Below are 20,808 nucleotides of genomic sequence, written 5' to 3' on the forward strand. Positions count from 1 at the left end.
ATAATGATCAAATATTTATAGTTTGTGATATCTATTCTTTGTAAAGTAGAAGTTTGATTTTACATTAATAGAAAAAAATTAATATAATATAGAAAAGAGGGAGAAAAATGGATAAAATTACAAAACTTCTTCCGTTAATTCCGTTAAGAGGCATGAATATATTTCCATATATGGTATTGCACTTTGATGTTGGTAGGGAAAAATCTATACTTGCATTAGAGGATGCTATGCTAAATAATCAAGAGATTTTTCTGGGTTCACAGAAAGTATCAAAAATTGAAGAACCAGAAGAGAAGGATATATATAATATTGGTACTATTTGTAACGTAAAACAAATATTAAAGTTGCCAGGAGATGCAATTAGGGTACTAGTTGAGGGAATAAAGAGAGGTAAGATTCTTGAGTACAAAGAGAAGGAACCTTTTGTACGGGTGGAAGTAGAAATTATTGAAGATGAACTGTATGAAGATAATAAGGAATGTAAGGCATACATTAGAAGTATAGATAAAGCCTTTGAAGAATACATAAATCTATCAGTTAACAACTTCCCAGATGCTTTATTCAGTTTAGAAGAGACGGAAGAGCCAGGAAGATATTGTGATATGGTAAGCTCATATTTAATACTAAAGCCAGAGACAAAACAAGAATTGCTTGAAACAGTAGAAGTTATTAAAAGATTAGAAAAATTGTTATTTATATTAAAAAATGAGGTTGAAGTATTAAAAATAGAAAAGAAGATTGGAACCAAGGTTAAAGGTAGAATTGATAAAATCCAAAAGGAATATTACCTAAGAGAACAAATAAAAGCTATACAAGAAGAATTAGGAGAAGATGACGAAGATAAGAGAGAAATAGTAGAATATGAAAATAAAATAAAAAAGGCAAAGCTTCCTAAAGAGGCAAAAGAAAAAGCAATTTATGAACTAAATAGATTGAAAAGTTCAGGGAGTTATTCTTCTGAAAGTGGAGTAACAAAAGCCTATTTGGATTGGATATTAGCACTACCCTTTAATAAAGTGACTAAAGATACCATTGATATTAACAAGGCTAGAGAAGTTTTTAAAGCGGAACATTATGGGCTCGAGGATGTTAAGGAAAGAATAATAGAATATTTAGCAGTTAAAAAAATCAGTAATACGCTTAAGGGTCCTATACTTTGTTTGGTAGGTCCACCAGGAGTTGGAAAAACATCTATAGCAAAGTCTGTTGCTAATGCATTAAATAGAAATTTCGTTAGAATGTCACTTGGTGGAGTAAAAGATGAGGCTGAAATAAGAGGACATAGAAAAACTTACGTGGGAGCAATTCCAGGTAGAATTATATATGCCATGAAACAAGCCGGATATAGAAATCCATTATTCTTATTAGATGAAATTGATAAAATGAGCAGTGATTCTAAGGGTGACCCGGCAGATGCGCTTTTAGAAGTTTTGGATAGTGAACAAAATGCAACTTTTAGGGATCATTACCTAGAATTAGACTTTGATTTATCGAAAGTTTTATTTATAACTACTGCAAATAAATTAGATACCATTCCAAGACCATTACTAGATAGAATGGAAGTTATTGAGGTGTCAGGCTATACTTCAGAAGAAAAATTCCATATCGCTAAAAATCACATTATTCCAAAGATGTTAAAAGAACATAATATGGATGATGATAAAATAACTTTTTCCGATTCTTCGGTGAATTGCATTATCGAAAATTATACTAGGGAATCAGGGGTTAGAAATCTTGAAAGAAAAATTGCCTCAGTTATAAGAAAGGCAATAACTGAAACGGTAGAAAAGGGTAAAGAAAATGTTAATGTTACAACTTCACATGTTAAACGATATTTAGGTCCAGTTTTATATACCTATGATAAAGCTGACGAGGAAGATGGAGTAGGAGTTGTAACAGGCCTTGCGTGGACAGAGGTTGGTGGGGTTATCTTGCCTGTAGAGGTAAGTGCTATGGATGGAACTGGTAAGCTTCAACTTACCGGTCAATTAGGAGATGTTATGAAAGAATCTGCTAAAGCTGGATACAGCTATGTTAGAGCTAATGCAGCCAAATATAATATTGATAAAGATTTTTATAAAAATAAAGATATTCATATTCATGTACCAGAGGGAGCGGTGCCTAAAGATGGACCATCGGCCGGGGTAACTATGATAACTGCAATGGTATCTGCCTTAACTAACAAAAAAGTAAGACATAATGTAGCGATGACAGGGGAGATTACACTTACAGGAAGAGTGCTGCCTATTGGTGGACTTAAGGAAAAATCGCTAGCTGCTTATAGGGCAGGAATTGATACAATTATAATACCTAAAAATAATGAAAAAGACATACAAAAAATACCAAATAGTATTAAAAATAAACTAAAATTTATAATTGCAAGTAAAGTAGAACATGTGCTTGAAAATGCATTAATTGGAGAGATATATAATGGAGATAAAACAATCTGAATTCATAATTTCAGCAGTAAAACCTAACCAGTATCCTACAGATAATATGGTAGAGTATGCTTTCGTTGGTAGGTCCAACGTAGGAAAGTCTTCTTTAATAAATACGTTAACAAATAGGCGAAAGCTGGTTAAAGTTAGTGGAACACCTGGAAAAACTAGACTTATAAACTTTTTTTTAATAAACAATAGCTTTTATTTTGTTGATTTACCAGGTTACGGATATGCAAAAGTATCAAAAACTGAACAAGCTAAATGGGGTAAGATGATGGAGGACTACCTAATTCGTAGACCACAACTTCAAAAGGTAGCATTACTTGTGGATTGTAGACGTAAGCCAACTAAAGATGATCTTCTAATGTACGGATGGATTAAACATTTTGGTTATGAAGTTGTAATAGTGGCAACAAAAAAAGATAAGTTAAATAGAGCAGAGCTTGTAAAAAATAATAAGTTGATAAGGGAAACATTTGCTCTTGAGGCGAATGAGGAAATTATTAATATTTCCTCACTAAAGAAAATAGGTGTAAAAGAGTTACTAGGAAACATGTTTAAAGATGATCACATAGAAGAATAAAAAATAAAAGAGACCTACATTACGGCGTGCAAACTAGTACTTTGTGCATAAAGTAATGAGGTCTATTTTTTTTTGCCTTTAGCATGTGTAAAAAATATACAGATCGCAGGTAATGATTTAAGCACATGGAAAAGATGATTTAATTTGAAAATCTGTGTCAATTTATTTCTACAAGAATAGTATATATTAGAACCAAAGAAAAAGATTTTAAAAGGTAAAACAACAATAAGGAGGCAAGTAAATGGATATGAATAGCTTATTAAGTGGCTTGAGTAGTGGCAAAGGAAATTTAGGCGGTGGCAACTGTGGCATCGGAGGTGGCAACTGTAACAACAGAGGAGACTGTGACTGTGGACGCGGCTTTGGTGGCGGATGTGGCGGATTCGGCGGCGGAAGAAGCTCAATAATTTGGATCATTATTCTATTATGCTTATGCGGAGGATGGGGTCAAGGACAAGAGAGTGGAACTGTCTGCGGATGCGATCCTAAACACTGCAAGGAACTTTGCAGATGTGGCTCAAGTAGTAGAGGTGGATTTGGCGGATTTGGTGGATTTGGTGGCGGATGTGGCGGATTCGGCGGCGGCGGTGCATGTTGCTGGATAATAATCTTAATTCTTATATTCGCATGTGGTGGCAATAATGGTAGACAAGGCAGAGGATGCACAAATAATTTTATAAATCTAGATAACTGTGATGAAGATTGTTAGATAAATAATTGTAATTGCACAAATAGATAAATTAAAATATTAATTAACTTGAGTTAAAATAAATAGTGCATTAAAACATGGCCCAGGAAGGGGAGTTTTATATGTCAAAAAGAAGACGTCGTGTAAGAAGATGTTGTGATAGAACATCAGAATGTGGATGTAGAAATGGAAATCAGTTTTCAAGTATATGTACAAATCCATGTTGTGCGTTAATACTCTTAATTATACTTCAAAGAACATGTCTACTTGAAAACAAAAATGCTTTCTTGCTAATATTGATATTCATAGTTTGTTGTTGTTGTAAAGGTAGAAATGTTGAAACACCAGCGAGAGGATGTTGTTGTTAATTCTAAAAATCAGGGAGAGCTTATGCTCTCCCATTTATAAATGAGGTGATAAATATGTCAAAACATCATAAACATGATAGAAATAATATGAATAATGAAAATAATAATAATAATGCAAATAATAACAATGACAGTAACAATAATAATAACAACGGCAACAATAATAACAATAACAATTCTGGCAATAACCCATTAGCACAAATGATTAATGGAAATTCTGCAAATCCTTTGATGGGATTATTAACTAGCTTTCTTGGAGGAAATAATGGCGGGGGCAATAATATGCTTGAAGGGTTAATTTCTGGGTTAGGTGGCCAAGACAATAATATGCTAGGAAATTTAATTGGCAGTTTAGGCGGACAAGACAATAATATGTTAGGAAATTTGATGGACAGTTTAGGAGGGCAAGGTAATAACATGCGAGGCAACTCAGCGGATAGTTATTCAGGAAATGTAAATTCAACATCGAATTCAGCAAAAAATAATAATAATAATCAAAATGGTAATAATAATCAAAATAATCAAAATAAAAATAATAATAGTAATAATAGTAATAATAGTAATCGTAATAATGGTAATAGTAATAGTAATCGTAATAATGGTAATAGTAATAGTAATGAAAAAAACAATGATCTTAATGAGAATAATGATTTAGTAAATTCAAATGAAGATGGGCAAGATAACATGTTATCAAATATATTTTCAGGTATGGGTGGTATAGATTTAAGCGAAATTTCAAATATGCTATCTGGAATAGATTTAAATAATCTAGACTTAAACAATCCAAATCTTGATGATATTATGAATTCCATATCGAATAATGATTCTTTTGAAAGCAAAGACGTTGAATTTAAACATACGAGTCCTAAAGAAAGTACACATAGCATTTTACAATTCTTAGAGGATGAGGATAAGGAACAGCTTATTTTTATATTAGCTCATCTAGTAGATGATAAAAAAATTGAAGTGCTCAATAAAATCGTAGAGGAAAATGATACCTCAAGACATTAGAATTTCTACAAATAAATGTGTATTCTATATAAAAAATTTAAATATATTTTATAATGAATAAAACTCCGTAAAAAGGGTAATATTATAAATGTAATCGGAGTTGAAATCTCCATTAGCATAAAATAATTATTTTATGCGTAACCCCCCATCCCCCTTGGGACCGATAATACGGTCCCTTTTATAATTGTGTATATCTTAATAATATCGCTTTATTACTTAAGGGTTACAGAGCTGATCTTGAAGATAGAAACTTTATTCTCATTAGGCATAAGCTTTACAATTAGGTCTATAGTATAGTTTTTTGTTTCTTTTAAATCATTTGTATTAGTTCCTTTAAAATTTAATGTCCATAGAATTTCACTGGCATTACCGTCTTTGTCCCAATTATAATCTTTGAAAACGGCATCTTGAAAAGTAAAATGTATTTTTTGGCTTGATAAATCGCCTAATAGTGAAATATCATTACCATTTAAATAAGGTGCGAAAAGTTCTTTTGACATATTTAATTCTGACAATGGAAAGCTTTCCATCAGGTTTACAAAACCTAACATGGTGTTTTTACCCATATAATTATCGGCATAATTATAGTTAAAAGACTTTAAATTATTTTTAATGAAAATATAACTGACTAAGTTCATTTCACCATCTTTAATATTTCCAGATATAACTTTAGGAGTTTTATTATTTTTACTATCTATAAAACCTAAAATATTGTTTGTGCTGCAAAATATATCATCAAATTTTTCTCCGGTCCAAAGAAATACATGCTGAATAGCCTCATCCTTTACTGATGCTTGAGTAAATATTTCAGGTATATTATTTCTAGATATGTCCATTAAAGTAAGTCGCATCGGCCACTGTGAATAATAATTTCCCACTGTGTTACTTTTTTTAGAAGGCTCTAGGTAATAACTTTTAGATTCTGAATTTATTTGGATATAATATTTATCTGCATCTGTTTTTATGTAGAGAATATCCTTATTTCCATCTGCTGTTAGATCAGCTTGCATCATTTTGTTTTCATTAACAACATTAAACGTACTTATTGAACATTTTCTGAAAAACAAAAAGAATGTAAGCATTATGGTAAAGGTAATAATTGCTAAAGTATAATAGACAATTTTCTTCTTAAAAAATAGTATCTGTAATTTCATATATTACACCCCCCTCTAAATTATATGTAACAATTGTATGTTTAATTAATTTATATTAAATAAATTTAAAAAAGATTCATATTTATTAATAAAGTGAGGTGAACTTATGAAAAAATCATTAAAAAATTTATGTTGTGTTCTTATAGTTTTAACTATGGTGTTTAGCTTTTCATCATGCAAAATGGATGAAAAAGAAAAAAAATTAAATATATTTTTAGACACAACTGATGAGTCTTCTTCAAAAGTAATTAAGCTTTTAATTGATGATTTTAAAAAGAACAACCCTGATGTTGAAGTAAAACTAAATGATGCACTAGGTGATAAAAGTGATATCATGGAGACCATTAATTTAGGAACAGAAATTGATGTGATTTTTACTAATAGGAATAAACTTATTGAACTTAGTAAAAATGGAGTTTTGAGTGATATGAAAGATTCTTATGATGATAATACTATAAATAATAGATACTATAATATTATGAGTTCTTATGGTAGAGTAGGAGATAAATACTATGGAATAGGGGTTGTGCCATATTCTATTGAGCTACTATATAATAAAGCGAATCTTGAGAAATTAAAAATATCTAACCCTAATAATTTAGAACAATGGTTAAATGTGCTAAAGCAAATTAATGGTAAGGGTATGAAAACTCCTGTAGTGTTAACGGGAGATGTAGATGCGAGTGGATTTCTATTTTCATTAATAGCTAGCAAGAGCATAAGTATTCATGACGTTGAGGAAAAATATGATAGTGGTGAGGAATCTTATAAAAAATTGAAAGATGTACAGGGAATATTTAAAGAATTTGATTCTTTAACAAAAAATAATGGAATTACTAAAGACTCTTTTGAATTAGGTAATGAACAAAATATTACGGGTTTTAATAATGGCGATTCTCCATTATTAGTATGTATTTCTTATTATAATTCTAAACTTAATGGAAGTAACATAGGCATAATAGGAGATTACGAGAATAATTCAAAGTATGGGTCTAATGGGCCTATTATAATTAATTCTTTATTAAGTGTTCCTGTAAATGCAAAGAATGGCGATAATGCCGATGCGTTTATTAAATATATTTACAGTGATGAGGTTCAAGCAAGAATTGTGCAGAAAGGAATTATAAGTGGAAATAAAATCGCAAATAATAAAGTCACAGGTATTGGTAAAATAATGGTTCAACATATATATAAAGCTAATGATAATAATATACCTATATTATATAATTTACCTGATAAACTCAAAAACAATGTACTTTTGGCTTTGAAAAAGATTTTAGGTGGTGGTTATAGCTCTAAAGAATGGGAAGAGTTATTAAAAGAAAGTTATAAATGATTTGGTAAATAAAGAAAGAAGTATGAATTTAATTTCATACTTCTTTCTTTATTTAATTATTTTGCAATTTTCACATAAACCATAAAAATATACTTTACTCTCTAAAACTTCATAGCTAGTATGCTGTTTTACATCTTCGCGTATATTTGAAAAACGTATGCCTTCTATGTCATCAACCCTGCCACAACTTATGCAATGTATGTGAGGATGTGAAGACACATTGCCATCATATCTAAAGTTACCCTCACCTACATTAAGTTCAATTATTAATTTAACTTCTATAAGAGTTTTCAATGCTTTATAAACCGTAGCTAAACTCATAGTAGGATACGTTGGTTGCAGAGCTTTGTAAATCACTTCTGCAGAAGGATGCTCTTTTGTTGATTGCAAATATTTATAAACAGCAATCCGTTGAGGTGTAAGTTTTAATTTCTTCTCTTTAAAAATTGTTGTAATGTTATCCATATACACCATCCTATAATGTTATCAAATCCGTTGTAGGTTTTATTATATAATAAAAACTATTACTTGTCAAAAAAATAATATATTTAGAATTAATAGGAATTTTAAATTTTATTTTATTTTTAATTCATTTATAGGATAAGTAACATATATTAGTAATAGAGAAAGGGGGAGCTGACATTTTGAAAAAAACCTATGTACTAGATACAAATGTTATTTTGTATTCACCAAGCGCCATATTATCTTTTGGAGATAATGATGTAATAATACCTGAAGTGGTACTCGAGGAATTAGATAGTTTTAAGAAAGATAAAAGTGATTTAGGGGCTAATGCTAGATATGCGGCTAGACTTATTGATAAACTTAGGAAGCAGGGGAAACTAAATGAGGGTATTGATTTAACAAGTGGAGGAAGACTTAGAGTAGAGATGAATCATTATGATACCAAAATTCCTGATTCTTGGAATAAAGATAAAGCTGACAATAGAATATTGCAGGTATGTAAAGGGCTTAAAGAGCAAGGCGAGGATGTATGGTTAATAACCAAAGACATTTTCCAACGGATAAAGGCAGATGCCGTAGATATTAATGTAGAAGATTTTTATGAAAAATTTGTACCGGAATATGACAATCAGTATACAGGAAGAATAGAGGTATTTGTATCTCCAGAAAAGCTTCAGGAGTTTTTTAGTAAAAAAAATTTGGAAGTTGGTGCCTTACTTAAATATGATGAGGAAACAGAAGAATATACCACTCCATTTTTATACACAAATCAATTTTTAATAATTCATTCAATGGAAAATCCTAAACAAACGGCACTAGCTAGATATGATGGTAAAAATGTACTACCTCTTTATAATAAGGAAAGTAAACCTTCAGGAGTTTCGCCAAGAAATGTAGGTCAGAAATTTATGCTGGAAGCTTTAAGCGCTGACTCAGTAAAAGCACCACTCGTAATTATAAAAGGACCTGCAGGAACAGCTAAAACATTATTTTCATTAGCGGTAGGTCTTCAAAAAATATTACAGGATAGTAATGAACATTACAGAAGAATTTTAATTTGCAGACCCAATGTTACTATGGATGAGGAAATAGGGTTTTTACCTGGTACAGAACAAGAAAAAATATCACCATTCATGAGGCCAATATTTGATAATTTAGAGATACTTGTGGAATCTGATGAAAAAGAACGTTACAAAAATGAGAAGCAACTATTAGATAAAATAAATGACTTGTTTGATAGGAGAATTATAACTACTGAAGCTGTTGCTTATCTTAGAGGAAGGTCCATAGTTAAAAATTGGGTAATTATAGATGAGGCACAAAATTTGTCGCCAAAACAAGTTAAAGCAATAATAACTAGAGTTGGAGAGGGAACTAAGTTGATTCTTATAGGTGACCCAGAACAAATAGATCATCCTTTTCTTGATTCGAGGTCAAATGGTTTGTGTTATGCCTCTGAAAAAATGAAGGGTAGTGACTTGTGTTATCAAGTAACTTTGAAATATGATGAATGTGAGAGGTCGCCCCTAGCATACGAAGGCTCTAAAAAATTATAAAAATTTAATTCTATAGAAGAGAGTATAAAAATTTATACTCTCTTTTGTATTAATTTATCATATGATATTTATATTCACAAAAATTACATTTAAAAGATGTGTTAAAATATATAGTTTTATTGTATAATATGATAGTACATAATAAAGAAAAGGATGGGAAAGATGAAAAAAATAGAAAAATGTGGGAAGAGAAAAAAAAGAAGTCAAAGCACGCTTGTTTTATTTTTTATAATATTTGAATTAACTTTTACAGCTATTACAGGCCCATTTATGATTTATTATGGTCCGTTTAAAAATGTAAAGACTACAGTGGTAGGTTCAGCAATGACCACTCTTTCATTACAGTGGCTAGCAACATCATTTTTATCCGATGAAAAAATAAAAGAAATTATGAAGGACCAAGTAGTGGAAACTATAGCTCAAGATAACTTGGCTGGCGTAAATGTAGAAAATAAAGATGATAATAGTATTGAAAGATATGATATTAAAGGGACAAAATTTAAAGGGCATGTGTTAGTAATCAGTGACGCGACTAGATTAAAAGTAGGGTATAGTAGTAAGCTCAACCGGGAAGGGCAATTAAGGGAAGGGCAATTAACTAGTGATATTGCAAAAAATAATAATGCAATTGCAGCGGTTAATGGTGGCGCGTTTACAGATAAAGCTGGTGACACAAAATGGGCAGGAACGGGAGCAAATCCAACAGGAATTATAATGTCTAATGGTAAAGAAATTTTTAATGATATAAAAAATGAAAATGAAAAAACAGAGGTTGTAGCATTTACTAAGTCGGGAAATCTATTAGTTGGAGCTCATTCAATTAAAGAAATGAAAGAGCTTGAAGTGATGGAAGCGGTATCTTTTGGTCCGGCACTTATAGTTAATGGACAGAAAACTATAAATACGGGTGTCGGAGGGCAGGGGATAGCACCTAGAACAGCTATTGGACAAAGAAAAGATGGAGCAATAATATTATTAGTTATCGATGGTAGACAGGTAGGCAGTTTAGGGGCTACTTTAAGAGAGGTACAAGACGAATTGTATAAGTTTGGTGCTTATAATGCTACTAATTTAGATGGAGGTTCTTCTTCTACCTTGTTTTATGATGATGAAGTTATAAACAATCCTAGCGACAGCTATGGAGAAAGATCTATACCTTCAATTATTTATGTGGAGAGTAGGCAATAAAGTGAAATTTGAGCATAGTACATTTTAAATTAAAGGAGAAGAAACTATGAGTTGGAAGAAAAGAATAAGTATATGGATAGTATTTTCGTTATCCATGCAATGTTTAGTTCTATTTTATATAGATCATTATTTTTTAGCTACTGATTCAAAAATGGTTACGGAAAAAATTGATGAAAATAAAAGCGATAAATTAAAAAATATTGATATTACATTGCCAGCAAACGCAGAAAATATATTAGTATCCTATGGTGCTAAATATTTATGCTATTATGAGAATAAAGAATTAAAAATTGCTGATGGTAAGAATGGAAACGTTAAAAATATAGAGGCTGAAGATGGAAGTGAAATTTCTTTTTATAAATGGCTTCCAGATAGAAATAGAATGTTTTTAGTAGAAAAAAGTGATGATGAGTCTAGTAAATTAGTAGTATATTCTTATGACGTAGAAAAAGGTGAAAAAGTAAAGATAGGAAAATTAGCCTATACTGGTACAAATGATGAAGTAGAAGATATTCAAGTATCAATTTTAACAGGGGTTATTTATATAAAGGTTTTAAATGAAGGTGGTAGCAGTAGTATATATAGAATTGACAGAGACTATAGAAGTGACAGAGACGAAGAGATGACAAAAATTGATACAATACCAAAGAGTGTGAGTAATATGGCATTAGCGCGCCATGAAGATAATTTGGTGTACGAGGGATTAGTCTATAATAAAATGTATTCTACCACCCTTGAGGAACCTATAAATATTAAAGGTGTAGAAAAACTTACTTTAATTGGCACTGATGATGAGGACAATGTGTATCTTGGAGAATTAAAAGATAATTTGGTAAGCAAAATTTATTATGGGAAAACATTAGAAAATACTGAAAATTGGAAAGTGATTGATTTACAAAAACCTTCTAAAAAAAATGATCTATTTGTTACATCTCTTGGTAAGGTCTATCAAAATGATGTAATGAAAGCTGTAATAAAAGATGTTAGTTCTGGAACTGAAACTAGCTATAAAGGAAAATTATTGCAATTGTATACTAAGGGAATAGTATCATTGGTTAATGATAAAGAAGTATCTTTTGTTCTTTTTAAGTAGTCGATACTATGATGTTTATTTAAGACCTTATCTTTTTAAGATAAGGTTTTTTCTATAATCTGAAAATATAAGTTAATTCATAAGGATATAGTTGTGGGAATATATTATTTTATTTTAAGAATATTCAATTCAAAATAACAATAAACTTTGTTATAATAGGATAGTAGACATCTTAAAAAATAACAAGTCAAAGATGCATTAACAAGGTGAGTAGCGATTAACATTGCCTACCATGTAGGAGTATAAGGAGGAATAAATTTGGATACACAACAAATATTAAATAAGATTTTGATGATACCCGCAATTTTATTAGCATTTACTTTTCATGAGTATGCGCATGCTATCGTAGCAGATAGGTTAGGAGACAAAACTCCACGATTTCAAGGGAGACTTACGCTGAATCCAATCGCACATATAGATCCAATGGGATTTCTTATGATTATATTAGTAGGGTTTGGTTGGGCAAAGCCTGTTCAGACAAATCCTAGTGCATTTAAAAATTATTATAAGGATGATTTGAAAGTTTCAGTTGCAGGCCCAATTGCTAATCTAATTCTAGGGTTTGTATTTGCAATTCTTACTGTGTTATTTTCGAAATTTCCACCAATTCATGGTGGATTATATACTATTATTAGCCAAATTTTAATAATTACAGGGTACCTAAATTGTATTTTGTTTTTTCTTAATTTAGTGCCAATACCGGGATTTGATGGATCTCATATAGTTAGGGATTTGTTCCCAAAGTTTTTTTACAATTTACCAGATACAATTTATAGGTATCAATTCTTAATATTTATGGTGTTAATATTGCCTATATTACCTGGTGGACAATCAGTTTTTACTTATATCGTGCAAGCGCCAGGGTTATGGTTATTTAAACAATTTTTAAATATTGCAGGGATGTTTTAATATTAATATAAAGCTAAGAAAATCATATAGTGATTTTTTATTATTTAGAATGTAAGGAGAAAAATATATGCGCTTAAGAAAAAAATATTGGGCTAGGCCAGAGCTGGAAACTAGTCATATTGTAATAACTGACCAATATGATCACAAAGGAAAATGGAATGAAGAGTTTAAAAATAACAATGCAATTCATCTAGAACTAGGTTGCGGTAAAGGTAGATTTATATCAGAAAAGTCCAGGAGAGATCTCGATATCAATTTTGTAGGCATTGATTTAAAAGATGAGGTTCTGGTATTTGCCCTTAGAAAAGTTATAGAAGTAAGAGAAGTTGAAGGGGAACAAGACATAAATGTACGTCTTATGCCAATGAACATTATGCTTATTGATGATGTGTTTGCAAAAGATGAGATAAGCAGAATTTATATAAATTTTTGTAATCCTTGGCCAAAAGACAGACATAATAAAAGAAGATTAACTCATACTAAGTTCTTGACGAGCTATAAGAAATTCTTAAAACCGGGATCTGAAGTTTGGTTCAAAACAGATGATACAGAGTTATTCGAAGAATCGGTAGATTATTTCAAAGAGTGTGGGTTTGAAATATTATTTTCAACCTATGATTTGCATAAGAGTGATTTTAAAGATAACGTAGTTACAGAATATGAAGCTAAATTCACAGAAATAGGCAAACAAGCTATGTTTCTACAGGCAAAATTAATTTAGCGAATTAATGCATCTCCTGTGGAACTGTTGCAGCTTCGCAGGAGATAACTTATAACCATATGAGGCTTAAGCATTTTAGATTCTTATTTATTGACAGGATTAACATAATGCTATAAACTTAATTACATAGAAATGTATTAAATTGAAAATTTTAAAAATGAAAATTATGAATTATATTAGTTAAAAATGAATAGATTTGTTTAGGTGCCTATTATTAATCAGCCACTAAAGTGGATGCAGCTACTTTAGTATATGATTAGTAAGGTGAAAAGGGAATGTGGTGTAATTCCACAGCAGCCCCCGCTACTGTAATTGAGAGAAAATCTTTTATAACTACCTGAAAGGGAAAGTGATAAGAGAAAGTGTATCAAGAGCCAGGAGACCTGCCTAAATTAGTAATATTAAGCTTTCGGCGGGAAAGAACTGTAGAATTCAAGTTAGTGCAATGAAAAATTTGTACATAACAGCAGGTGCGCAAGCTTGCTGTTTTTTTGTTGTGTGCCAAATAAGAATACAAGCAGGAAGAAAGGAGAAATAGTAATGGCTAAAGTAATGGTTCAAGGAACCGCTTCATCAGTAGGAAAAAGCATATTAGTAACAGCACTTTGCAGAATTTTTGTGCAAGATGGGTTTTCAGTATGTCCTTTTAAGTCACAGAATATGTCATTGAATTCTTATATTACATTGGATGGAAAAGAAATGGGACGTGCGCAGGTGCTTCAAGCCTATGCGGCAGGATTGGAGCCAGAGGTATATATGAATCCGATTTTATTAAAACCTACCTCGGATAAAAAGTGCCAAATTATCGTTAATGGAAAGGTTTTTGGGAATAGTACAGCTATGGAATATCATAATATGAAATTGGAATTCAAAGACATGTTAAAAAAGCAGTTTGAAGAATTAGAGAAGAAGTTTGATATTATAGTAATGGAAGGAGCAGGTAGCCCAGCAGAAATTAATTTAAGAGATAGAGATATAGTGAATATGGGAATGGCGGAACTTATAGATGCACCTGTGATACTCGCAGGAGATATAGATAAGGGTGGAGTATTTGCGTCACTAGCAGGGACTTTGCTTTTGCTTAATGAGGCCGAGAAAAAAAGAGTTAAAGCCACTATTATTAATAAGTTTAGAGGAGATTTAGAAATCTTAAAGCCAGGACTTACAATGCTTGAGGATATTATACATATTCCATGTGCAGGAGTAGTTCCTTATTTTAGATTGGAACTCGAAGATGAAGATGGTGCAGTAGAATTTAACAAAAAAATTACTGCACCTATTGATATTGCTGTAATAAAGCTTCCACATATATCGAATTTTACGGATTTAGACGCATTAAAGGCTGAAGAAGATGTATCAGTTAGATTTGTTACAACTAAAGGAGAATTGGGCACACCAGACCTCCTTATCATACCGGGAACAAAAAATACTATTGATGATTTAATTTCTTTAAGAAATTCGGGACTTGCAGAAGCGGTTCAGCAATATAGTGTACAAGGTAACGTATTAGGCATTTGTGGAGGCTATCAAATGTTAGGAAATAGCTTAAGTGACCCTAATGGCTTAGAGGGAAATTCAAAAGAAACAGAGGGTATGAAGCTTTTAGACGTAGACACAATATTTGAAGATGAGAAAATAACTACAAGAGTAAAGGCTCGTAGCATTAACATTAGGGATACTAGTATAGAAACTTATGGTTACGAAATACATATGGGAATTTGTAAATATGGTCATAATGCAAAACCACTTTTTGAAATCTATGATAAGAATGGTTCTGATACGTCATCCTTCGATGGAGCAATAAATGCAGGTGGAAATGTTATGGGTACATATATTCATGGAGTTTTTGATGGAGTAGAGTTTAGAGAACATATGATTAATACTTTAAGGGTAAAAAAAGCTATGGAACCTAAAAAATCTAAGGTTTATGAAAATCTAAGAGAAAAAGAATTAGACAAGCTAGCAGATATAGTTAGAGATAATGTAGATATGGATTCAATCTATAAAATCATAGGAATAAAAAGAAAAAGTTAGGGACAGTTAACAACTATTTAAAAAATTATAACAGTATAAGATAGTGAGGAATTAAAATGGCAATACTATTTCAGACGAACATAATAGATTTAATTTTAGCGGTAATGTTAGACTTATTAATTGGAGATCCATATTGGTTTAAACATCCGGTGATTTATATAGGAAAGCTTATTTCTAAATTAGATAAGTTAGGCAGAACGATATGTAAAACTAATGGTCAAATTAAAGTTTTTGGCGGAATTATTGTAGTTATAGTAGCACTTTCTAGTTTTTTAGTGCCTTTTATAATTTTGAGAATTTCTAATAAGTTTTTTTGGTTGTACCATATTCTCAATATAATATTGCTTTGGACGACAATAGCTGCTAGATGCCTTCATAAAGAAGGTAAGAAGGTTTATGATTCTTTAGTTAATAATGATATTTATGACGCAAGAGTTAAATTATCGTACCTTGTAGGGAGAGATACAAAAACCCTTACTGAGTATGAAATAGTAAGAGCTGATGTGGAGACCATTGCAGAGAATACAGCAGATGGTGTTATAGCCCCTATTCTCTATGCATTATTAGGGGGAGCACCTTTAGCTATGATGTATAAGGGCATAAATACCATGGATTCAATGCTTGGATATATGAATGAAAAATATAAATATATTGGGTTCTTTCCAGCTAAAACAGACGATGTATTTAATTTTATACCAGCAAGAATAACAGGATTTTTAATCTGTTTGGCATCACCACTTGTTCGAGGAAATATTGCTTGCAGTATAAAAGTGATGATAAGAGATAGAAAAAATCATAAAAGTCCTAATTGTGCTTATCCAGAAGGCGCAGCAGCGGGGGCTATGGGAGTTAGACTAGGTGGTACGAATGAATATTTTGGAGAAAAAATGTATAAACCAACAATAGGAAACAAAATAAACGATTTGGGGAAAGAACATATAATAGATACAATAAAATTAATGTATGGGGCAATGTTTTATTTAATAATAATATGCATGTTATATGAAATATGCGTATATATGAAATATTAGTAATAGTGATGTATTTTTGGAGATGATATAATGATACAACTTATAGGGCTAAAGCATGATGTGAAAATAGAAATTAGAGAAAAACTCTCAATTATACCAAAACGCCAAGGAAAGTGCTTAGAGGAACTTTTAAATATTTGCGAAGAGGCAGTTATTTTAAGTACCTGCAACAGGACAGAGATATATTTTAAATCTAAGGATGAAGAGATTGTTGATAAGATTTTTAAGGCATTAAATTGGGATAGGTCTTTAATAAAGTGTGTAGAAAATTATAAGGAAGAAAAAGCAATACAACATTTAATGGATGTGGTCTGTGGGTTTGATTCACTATTACTTGGAGAGGACCAAATTTTAGGGCAAGTTAGGGATGCTTATGAAGCTGCAAAAGGTTCAAAATCAACTAAAAAGGAACTTCAAAGACTTTTTGAAAATGCTATCGCTTGTGGCAAGAAGTTTAGAAATAAATCTAAAATAAGTGAGATACCGGTTTCTTCATCTTCTATGGTAGTTAAAGAAGCAATAGATAGGGGACACAAAAATTTTATGATTTTAGGCTATGGAGCGGTAGGAGAATTAACTTCAAAATATATACTAGAGGGAAAAATAAATTTACTATATATTGCAGTTAGGGATATTCATAAGGCTAATATAGAAGATCCGAGGGTGAAAATGATACCGTTTAACGACATACATAAATATTATGAAAAGGTGGATTGTGTTATATCTTGTACAACGGCCCCTCATACTGTGGTTCACTTAAAGGAGTTACCGAGCAAACACTTATTATTATTTGATTTAGCTGTACCAAGGGACATTGAAGAAATAGTAAGTGAAAACCCCTTATATGAAGTGTATGACATAGATATGTTAGGCGATATCCATGATGCCAACTACAAAAGACGTGAAGCCTCTATGAGGGATAATAGATACATTGTGGATGAAGCTATAAAAGAGTATATAGAGTGGAAAACCATGGAAGAGTTATCGCCTTTTATAAAAAAGTTAAAACACAATGGTGAAGGTGTTTACAAAGAAAGACTAGAGACTTTTAAGCACAAGAAAGAGACTAAGGATAATGAAAAATTAGCAGAGATACTTTTGAAGAGTACTTCAAATGCCTATGTAAACAAAGCTATAGAGGTGTTAAAGGAGGAACATTTGAAGGGGAGGTCTAAGGAATGCGTGGACATAATAAGCAGGATTTTTCAGGTTTAAATTATACCATGATTTCACTGCTATCAGATAAGATTAATATACTTATAGTTGGTGGGGGAGAGGCAGCTCTTATAAAATGTAAAACTTTCTCAAAAGAAGGTTGTAATATTACTGTAGTATCAAAAGAGTTTTGCCTAGAATTTTACACACTACAAAATATTTATAACCTAAAATTAATAAAGGGTGAATATGATGAAAGATATGTGGATCAGAATCATATTGTAATTATTGCTACAGATAATATAGAGACAAATGATGGTATAAAAGAATACTGCGATAGAAAAAGTAAACTATATGTACACTGCGGGGATTATAAACAAGGGTTATTTGTAACACCAGTTCAAAGAAGTACACCCAATATGAAATTTGCATTACATACTAAAAACGGTAGCCCTAAAACAACACTTTTCATGTCGAAAGTCATAGAAGATAAAATTTGTGAGTATGAAGGTTTTATAAATTATACATGTAGCATGAGAAATATGGTAAAGAAGAGTGAAGTCAAAAAGGAAATTATGAATTTTGTATGTAGTGAAGATTTCTACTTTTTCTATAATAAGGGAGTGCAAAATACTATTTTAGAAATGTTTTATGGAGCTGAATTTGGGATAGTTGAGAATTGAAAGTTGAAGTTAAAGGAGGAATAAATTTTGAAAATTAATATAGGAACTAGGAGAAGTGAACTTGCACAAGTACAAGCTAATACAGTTATGGCTATGATTAAAGAAAAATTTAATATTGACTCTGGAAAGGTACTTATTGAGACTAAGGGAGATAGAATTTTAAATGTAACTTTAGATAAAATAGGAGGTAAGGGTCTTTTTGTAAAGGAAATAGAGGTTGCAATGCTGGAGCAAAAAGTTGATATAGCAGTACATAGTATGAAGGATGTACCCTACGAAATACCAGAGGAGTTTGAAATAGTGGCTATTCCAGTTAGAGAAGATGTTAGGGATGCATTTGTTGCCTTTAACAACATTAGTTTTTATGACTTGCCTAAGGGCGCAAGAATAGGAACTAGTAGTATTAGACGTGGCACTCAAATTAAGATACTAAGACCAGATGTGGAGATTGTACCTATAAGAGGTAATGTACAGACTAGAATAGCAAAAATAGAAAAGGAAAACCTAGATGGCATAATCCTAGCGGCTGCAGGACTAAAAAGACTAGGTATGGAAAAGATAATTACTAACTATTTTGAACCAACGGAAGTTGTACCAGCAATAGCCCAAGGTGCATTAGGTATTGAAATGGTTAAAAGCCATCCACAAGTATCTATGATTAGAAAATTAGATTGCTACGATGCTAGAATTTGCGTAGACGCAGAAAGAAGCTTTATGGCGACACTTAATGGGGATTGCCATGGTTGTATAGGAGCATATGCTTATTTTGAAGGAGAAACTATGCACATGCTTGGTGTGTTTGAAGTTGATGGGAAAATAGTGAAAAAACAACTCTCAGGAGATAAAAATGATTATATAAAGCTAGGTGCTGATCTAGCTAAAAAAATATTAGAAGATAATTAATCATATTAAAAAGTAGAAAGGGGATACTAATGGGAAAGGTTTATTTAATGGGAGTCGGTCCAGGAGATGAGGAACTAATAACCCTAAAAGCAATAAGAATGCTAGAAAAATGTACTGCAGTTATGTATGATAGGTTAGCAAGTACTAGTATACTTAAATATTTAAAAGCGGAATGTGAAATATACTATTGTGGAAAAGAGCCGGGCTGTCATTATAAAACTCAGGAAGAGATAAATGAAATGCTAGTAATGCTCGCTAAAAAAGGACATGTAGTTGGAAGAATTAAGGGCGGAGATCCATTTGTATTTGGACGTGGCGGAGAGGAAGCTTTAGCACTTCTTGAAGAGAACATTGAATTTGAAGTTATACCAGGAATAACTTCACCAATAGCAGTGCTCAATTATGCTGGGATACCTATCACTCATAGAGGGATAGCTCAAAGTTTCCATATATTCACTGCAATGACCGCAGAAAAACTTAATATTGATTGGAATGCGGTAGCAAGGCTTGGCGGAACTTTGGTTTTTATGATGGGTTTTAAAAATCTAGAAAAGATTGCAGGAAATCTTATATCCAATGGAAAAAGTAAAGATACTCTTTGCGCGGTAATAATGAGAGGAACTACATCAAAGCAGAAGAAGGTAGTGGGAACGCTAGAAGATATTTTATGTAAGGTGCAAAAATCAGAAATATCATCTCCTTGCATTATCGTAGTGGGGGAAGTAATTAAATTTAATGATGAATTCAATTGGTACGAGAAGAAACCTTTATTCGGGAAGAACATCTGTATAACTCGTTCAAAAGAGCAATCAAAGGAATTAAGAGAAAAATTAATAGATTTAGGTGCAGAAGTACTTGAGATAAATTCCATTGAATTTAAAAACACTTCATATAATTTAGATGATTATAAAACAAAGCTTGCGGGCTATGATTTTTTAACTTTAACCAGTGTAAATGGAGTGAATATCTTTTTCGATTACTTAAAGGATATTGAATTTGATATTAGGAAGCTCAAAGCTAAAATTGCAGCCATAGGGCCAGCCACTGCAAGCGCTCTTAAAAATAGAGGGATTATGCCAGAAATAGTTGCAGATCATTTTGTTGCTGAAAGTTTGTTTGAGAAAATGAATACATACGTAAAAACGAAAGATAAAATATTAGTTCCTCGATCTAAAGATGCAAGACCTTATTTGGTAGAAGAATTAAGAAGTATTGGCTGCAGCGTGGATGAAGTTTTCACATATGAAACGGTTTGTGGTAAATTAAGATATGAAAATGAAATAAAAGATGTAGATTTGATAGTATTTACTTCGCCGTCGACTGTTAAAAATATGATTACAATGGTAGGTATTGAAGTTATAAAATCGAAAACGGCACTGGCTATAGGACCTATAACTGCAAAGGAACTTTCAGATAATGGTATAGAATCTATTATATGTGATGAATATAGTGCAGAAGGGGTTATAAGCAAGCTTGTAAAAATGTAATG

The 20,808-nt window shown here is 31.5% G+C and carries 19 protein-coding genes and 1 riboswitch; of the genes, 17 read left to right on the forward strand and 2 right to left on the reverse strand.

Annotation, left to right across the window (positions count from 1 at the left end):
* Positions 1 to 107 precede the first annotated feature (107 nt).
* The 5 genes from lon (at position 108) to ACWJJ2_RS17670 (ending at position 5,091) form a co-directional block, all read left to right on the forward strand.
* Entirely contained in the window at positions 108 to 2,450 is a 2,343-nt protein-coding gene (gene lon, locus ACWJJ2_RS17650; protein WP_216301920.1) for an endopeptidase La, read from the forward strand.
* The gene (yihA, locus tag ACWJJ2_RS17655) at positions 2,431 to 3,024 is read left to right on the forward strand and encodes a ribosome biogenesis GTP-binding protein YihA/YsxC (RefSeq protein ID WP_165412005.1); all 594 of its coding nucleotides are present in this window, start codon (positions 2,431 to 2,433) and stop codon (positions 3,022 to 3,024) included. Before lon ends, yihA begins: the two co-directional genes overlap by 20 nt.
* 241 nt (positions 3,025 to 3,265) lie before the next feature.
* Positions 3,266 to 3,733 (forward strand): hypothetical protein, encoded by a 468-nt coding sequence (locus ACWJJ2_RS17660; RefSeq protein ID WP_253198077.1) that lies wholly within the window; start codon positions 3,266 to 3,268, stop codon positions 3,731 to 3,733.
* A gap of 101 nt (positions 3,734 to 3,834) precedes the next feature.
* Positions 3,835 to 4,080, forward strand: coding sequence for a hypothetical protein (locus tag ACWJJ2_RS17665; RefSeq protein ID WP_165412004.1), 246 nt, complete (start codon positions 3,835 to 3,837; stop codon positions 4,078 to 4,080).
* A gap of 54 nt (positions 4,081 to 4,134) precedes the next feature.
* The gene (locus tag ACWJJ2_RS17670; protein ID WP_462953624.1) at positions 4,135 to 5,091 is read left to right on the forward strand and encodes a hypothetical protein; all 957 of its coding nucleotides are present in this window, start codon (positions 4,135 to 4,137) and stop codon (positions 5,089 to 5,091) included.
* 212 nt (positions 5,092 to 5,303) lie between these two features.
* On the opposite strand, the gene ACWJJ2_RS17675 is transcribed toward ACWJJ2_RS17670, so the two are convergent.
* Positions 5,304 to 6,245, reverse strand: a complete 942-nt coding sequence (locus ACWJJ2_RS17675) for a VCBS repeat-containing protein (RefSeq protein WP_216301922.1) — start codon at positions 6,243 to 6,245, stop codon at positions 5,304 to 5,306.
* A gap of 106 nt (positions 6,246 to 6,351) precedes the next feature.
* On the opposite strand from ACWJJ2_RS17675, the gene ACWJJ2_RS17680 reads away from it, so the two are divergent.
* On the forward strand, positions 6,352 to 7,581 hold the full coding sequence (locus ACWJJ2_RS17680) for an ABC transporter substrate-binding protein (RefSeq protein WP_216301923.1): 1,230 nt from the start codon (positions 6,352 to 6,354) through the stop codon (positions 7,579 to 7,581).
* Positions 7,582 to 7,629: 48 nt separating this feature from the next.
* On the opposite strand, the gene perR is transcribed toward ACWJJ2_RS17680, so the two are convergent.
* Positions 7,630 to 8,046 carry a transcriptional regulator PerR gene (gene perR / locus ACWJJ2_RS17685; protein WP_165411623.1) on the reverse strand — a complete coding sequence of 139 codons (417 nt, stop codon included), beginning with the start codon at positions 8,044 to 8,046 and terminating at the stop codon, positions 7,630 to 7,632.
* A 179-nt stretch (positions 8,047 to 8,225) separates the two neighbouring features.
* Here perR and ACWJJ2_RS17690 point away from each other — a divergent pair, with 179 nt between their 5' ends.
* The 11 genes from ACWJJ2_RS17690 (at position 8,226) to cobA (ending at position 20,806) form a co-directional block, all read left to right on the forward strand.
* Positions 8,226 to 9,602: a PhoH family protein gene (locus tag ACWJJ2_RS17690; RefSeq protein WP_216301924.1), complete on the forward strand. Its 1,377-nt coding sequence runs from the start codon at positions 8,226 to 8,228 to the stop codon at positions 9,600 to 9,602.
* 162 nt (positions 9,603 to 9,764) lie between these two features.
* Positions 9,765 to 10,790, forward strand: coding sequence for a phosphodiester glycosidase family protein (locus tag ACWJJ2_RS17695; protein WP_216301925.1), 1,026 nt, complete (start codon positions 9,765 to 9,767; stop codon positions 10,788 to 10,790).
* 46 nt (positions 10,791 to 10,836) lie between these two features.
* Entirely contained in the window at positions 10,837 to 11,883 is a 1,047-nt protein-coding gene (locus tag ACWJJ2_RS17700) for a hypothetical protein (protein ID WP_216301926.1), read from the forward strand.
* A 291-nt stretch (positions 11,884 to 12,174) separates the two neighbouring features.
* Entirely contained in the window at positions 12,175 to 12,792 is a 618-nt protein-coding gene (locus ACWJJ2_RS17705) for a site-2 protease family protein (RefSeq protein ID WP_187351393.1), read from the forward strand.
* A gap of 67 nt (positions 12,793 to 12,859) precedes the next feature.
* Complete coding sequence (trmB, locus tag ACWJJ2_RS17710) at positions 12,860 to 13,513, forward strand: tRNA (guanosine(46)-N7)-methyltransferase TrmB (RefSeq protein ID WP_216301927.1); 654 nt, start codon at positions 12,860 to 12,862, stop codon at positions 13,511 to 13,513.
* A 221-nt stretch (positions 13,514 to 13,734) separates the two neighbouring features.
* Positions 13,735 to 13,918: riboswitch (cobalamin riboswitch) on the forward strand.
* Between the two features lie 135 nt (positions 13,919 to 14,053).
* On the forward strand, positions 14,054 to 15,547 hold the full coding sequence (locus ACWJJ2_RS17715; protein WP_216301928.1) for a cobyric acid synthase: 1,494 nt from the start codon (positions 14,054 to 14,056) through the stop codon (positions 15,545 to 15,547).
* An 80-nt stretch (positions 15,548 to 15,627) separates the two neighbouring features.
* Positions 15,628 to 16,578, forward strand: coding sequence for an adenosylcobinamide-phosphate synthase CbiB (gene cbiB, locus ACWJJ2_RS17720; RefSeq protein ID WP_216302036.1), 951 nt, complete (start codon positions 15,628 to 15,630; stop codon positions 16,576 to 16,578).
* A 30-nt stretch (positions 16,579 to 16,608) separates the two neighbouring features.
* The gene (gene hemA, locus ACWJJ2_RS17725; RefSeq protein ID WP_220286079.1) at positions 16,609 to 17,793 is read left to right on the forward strand and encodes a glutamyl-tRNA reductase; all 1,185 of its coding nucleotides are present in this window, start codon (positions 16,609 to 16,611) and stop codon (positions 17,791 to 17,793) included.
* On the forward strand, positions 17,757 to 18,416 hold the full coding sequence (locus ACWJJ2_RS17730) for an NAD(P)-dependent oxidoreductase (protein ID WP_220286078.1): 660 nt from the start codon (positions 17,757 to 17,759) through the stop codon (positions 18,414 to 18,416). The genes hemA and ACWJJ2_RS17730 overlap by 37 nt, the downstream gene beginning before the upstream one ends.
* 27 nt (positions 18,417 to 18,443) lie before the next feature.
* Complete coding sequence (gene hemC, locus ACWJJ2_RS17735) at positions 18,444 to 19,319, forward strand: hydroxymethylbilane synthase (protein WP_220286077.1); 876 nt, start codon at positions 18,444 to 18,446, stop codon at positions 19,317 to 19,319.
* 29 nt (positions 19,320 to 19,348) lie between these two features.
* A complete protein-coding gene (gene cobA, locus ACWJJ2_RS17740) occupies positions 19,349 to 20,806 on the forward strand; it encodes a uroporphyrinogen-III C-methyltransferase (RefSeq protein ID WP_216301931.1) in 1,458 nt (485 codons plus the stop codon).
* Positions 20,807 to 20,808: the final 2 nt, after the last annotated feature.

The organism is Clostridium sp. CM039, assembly GCF_055081075.1.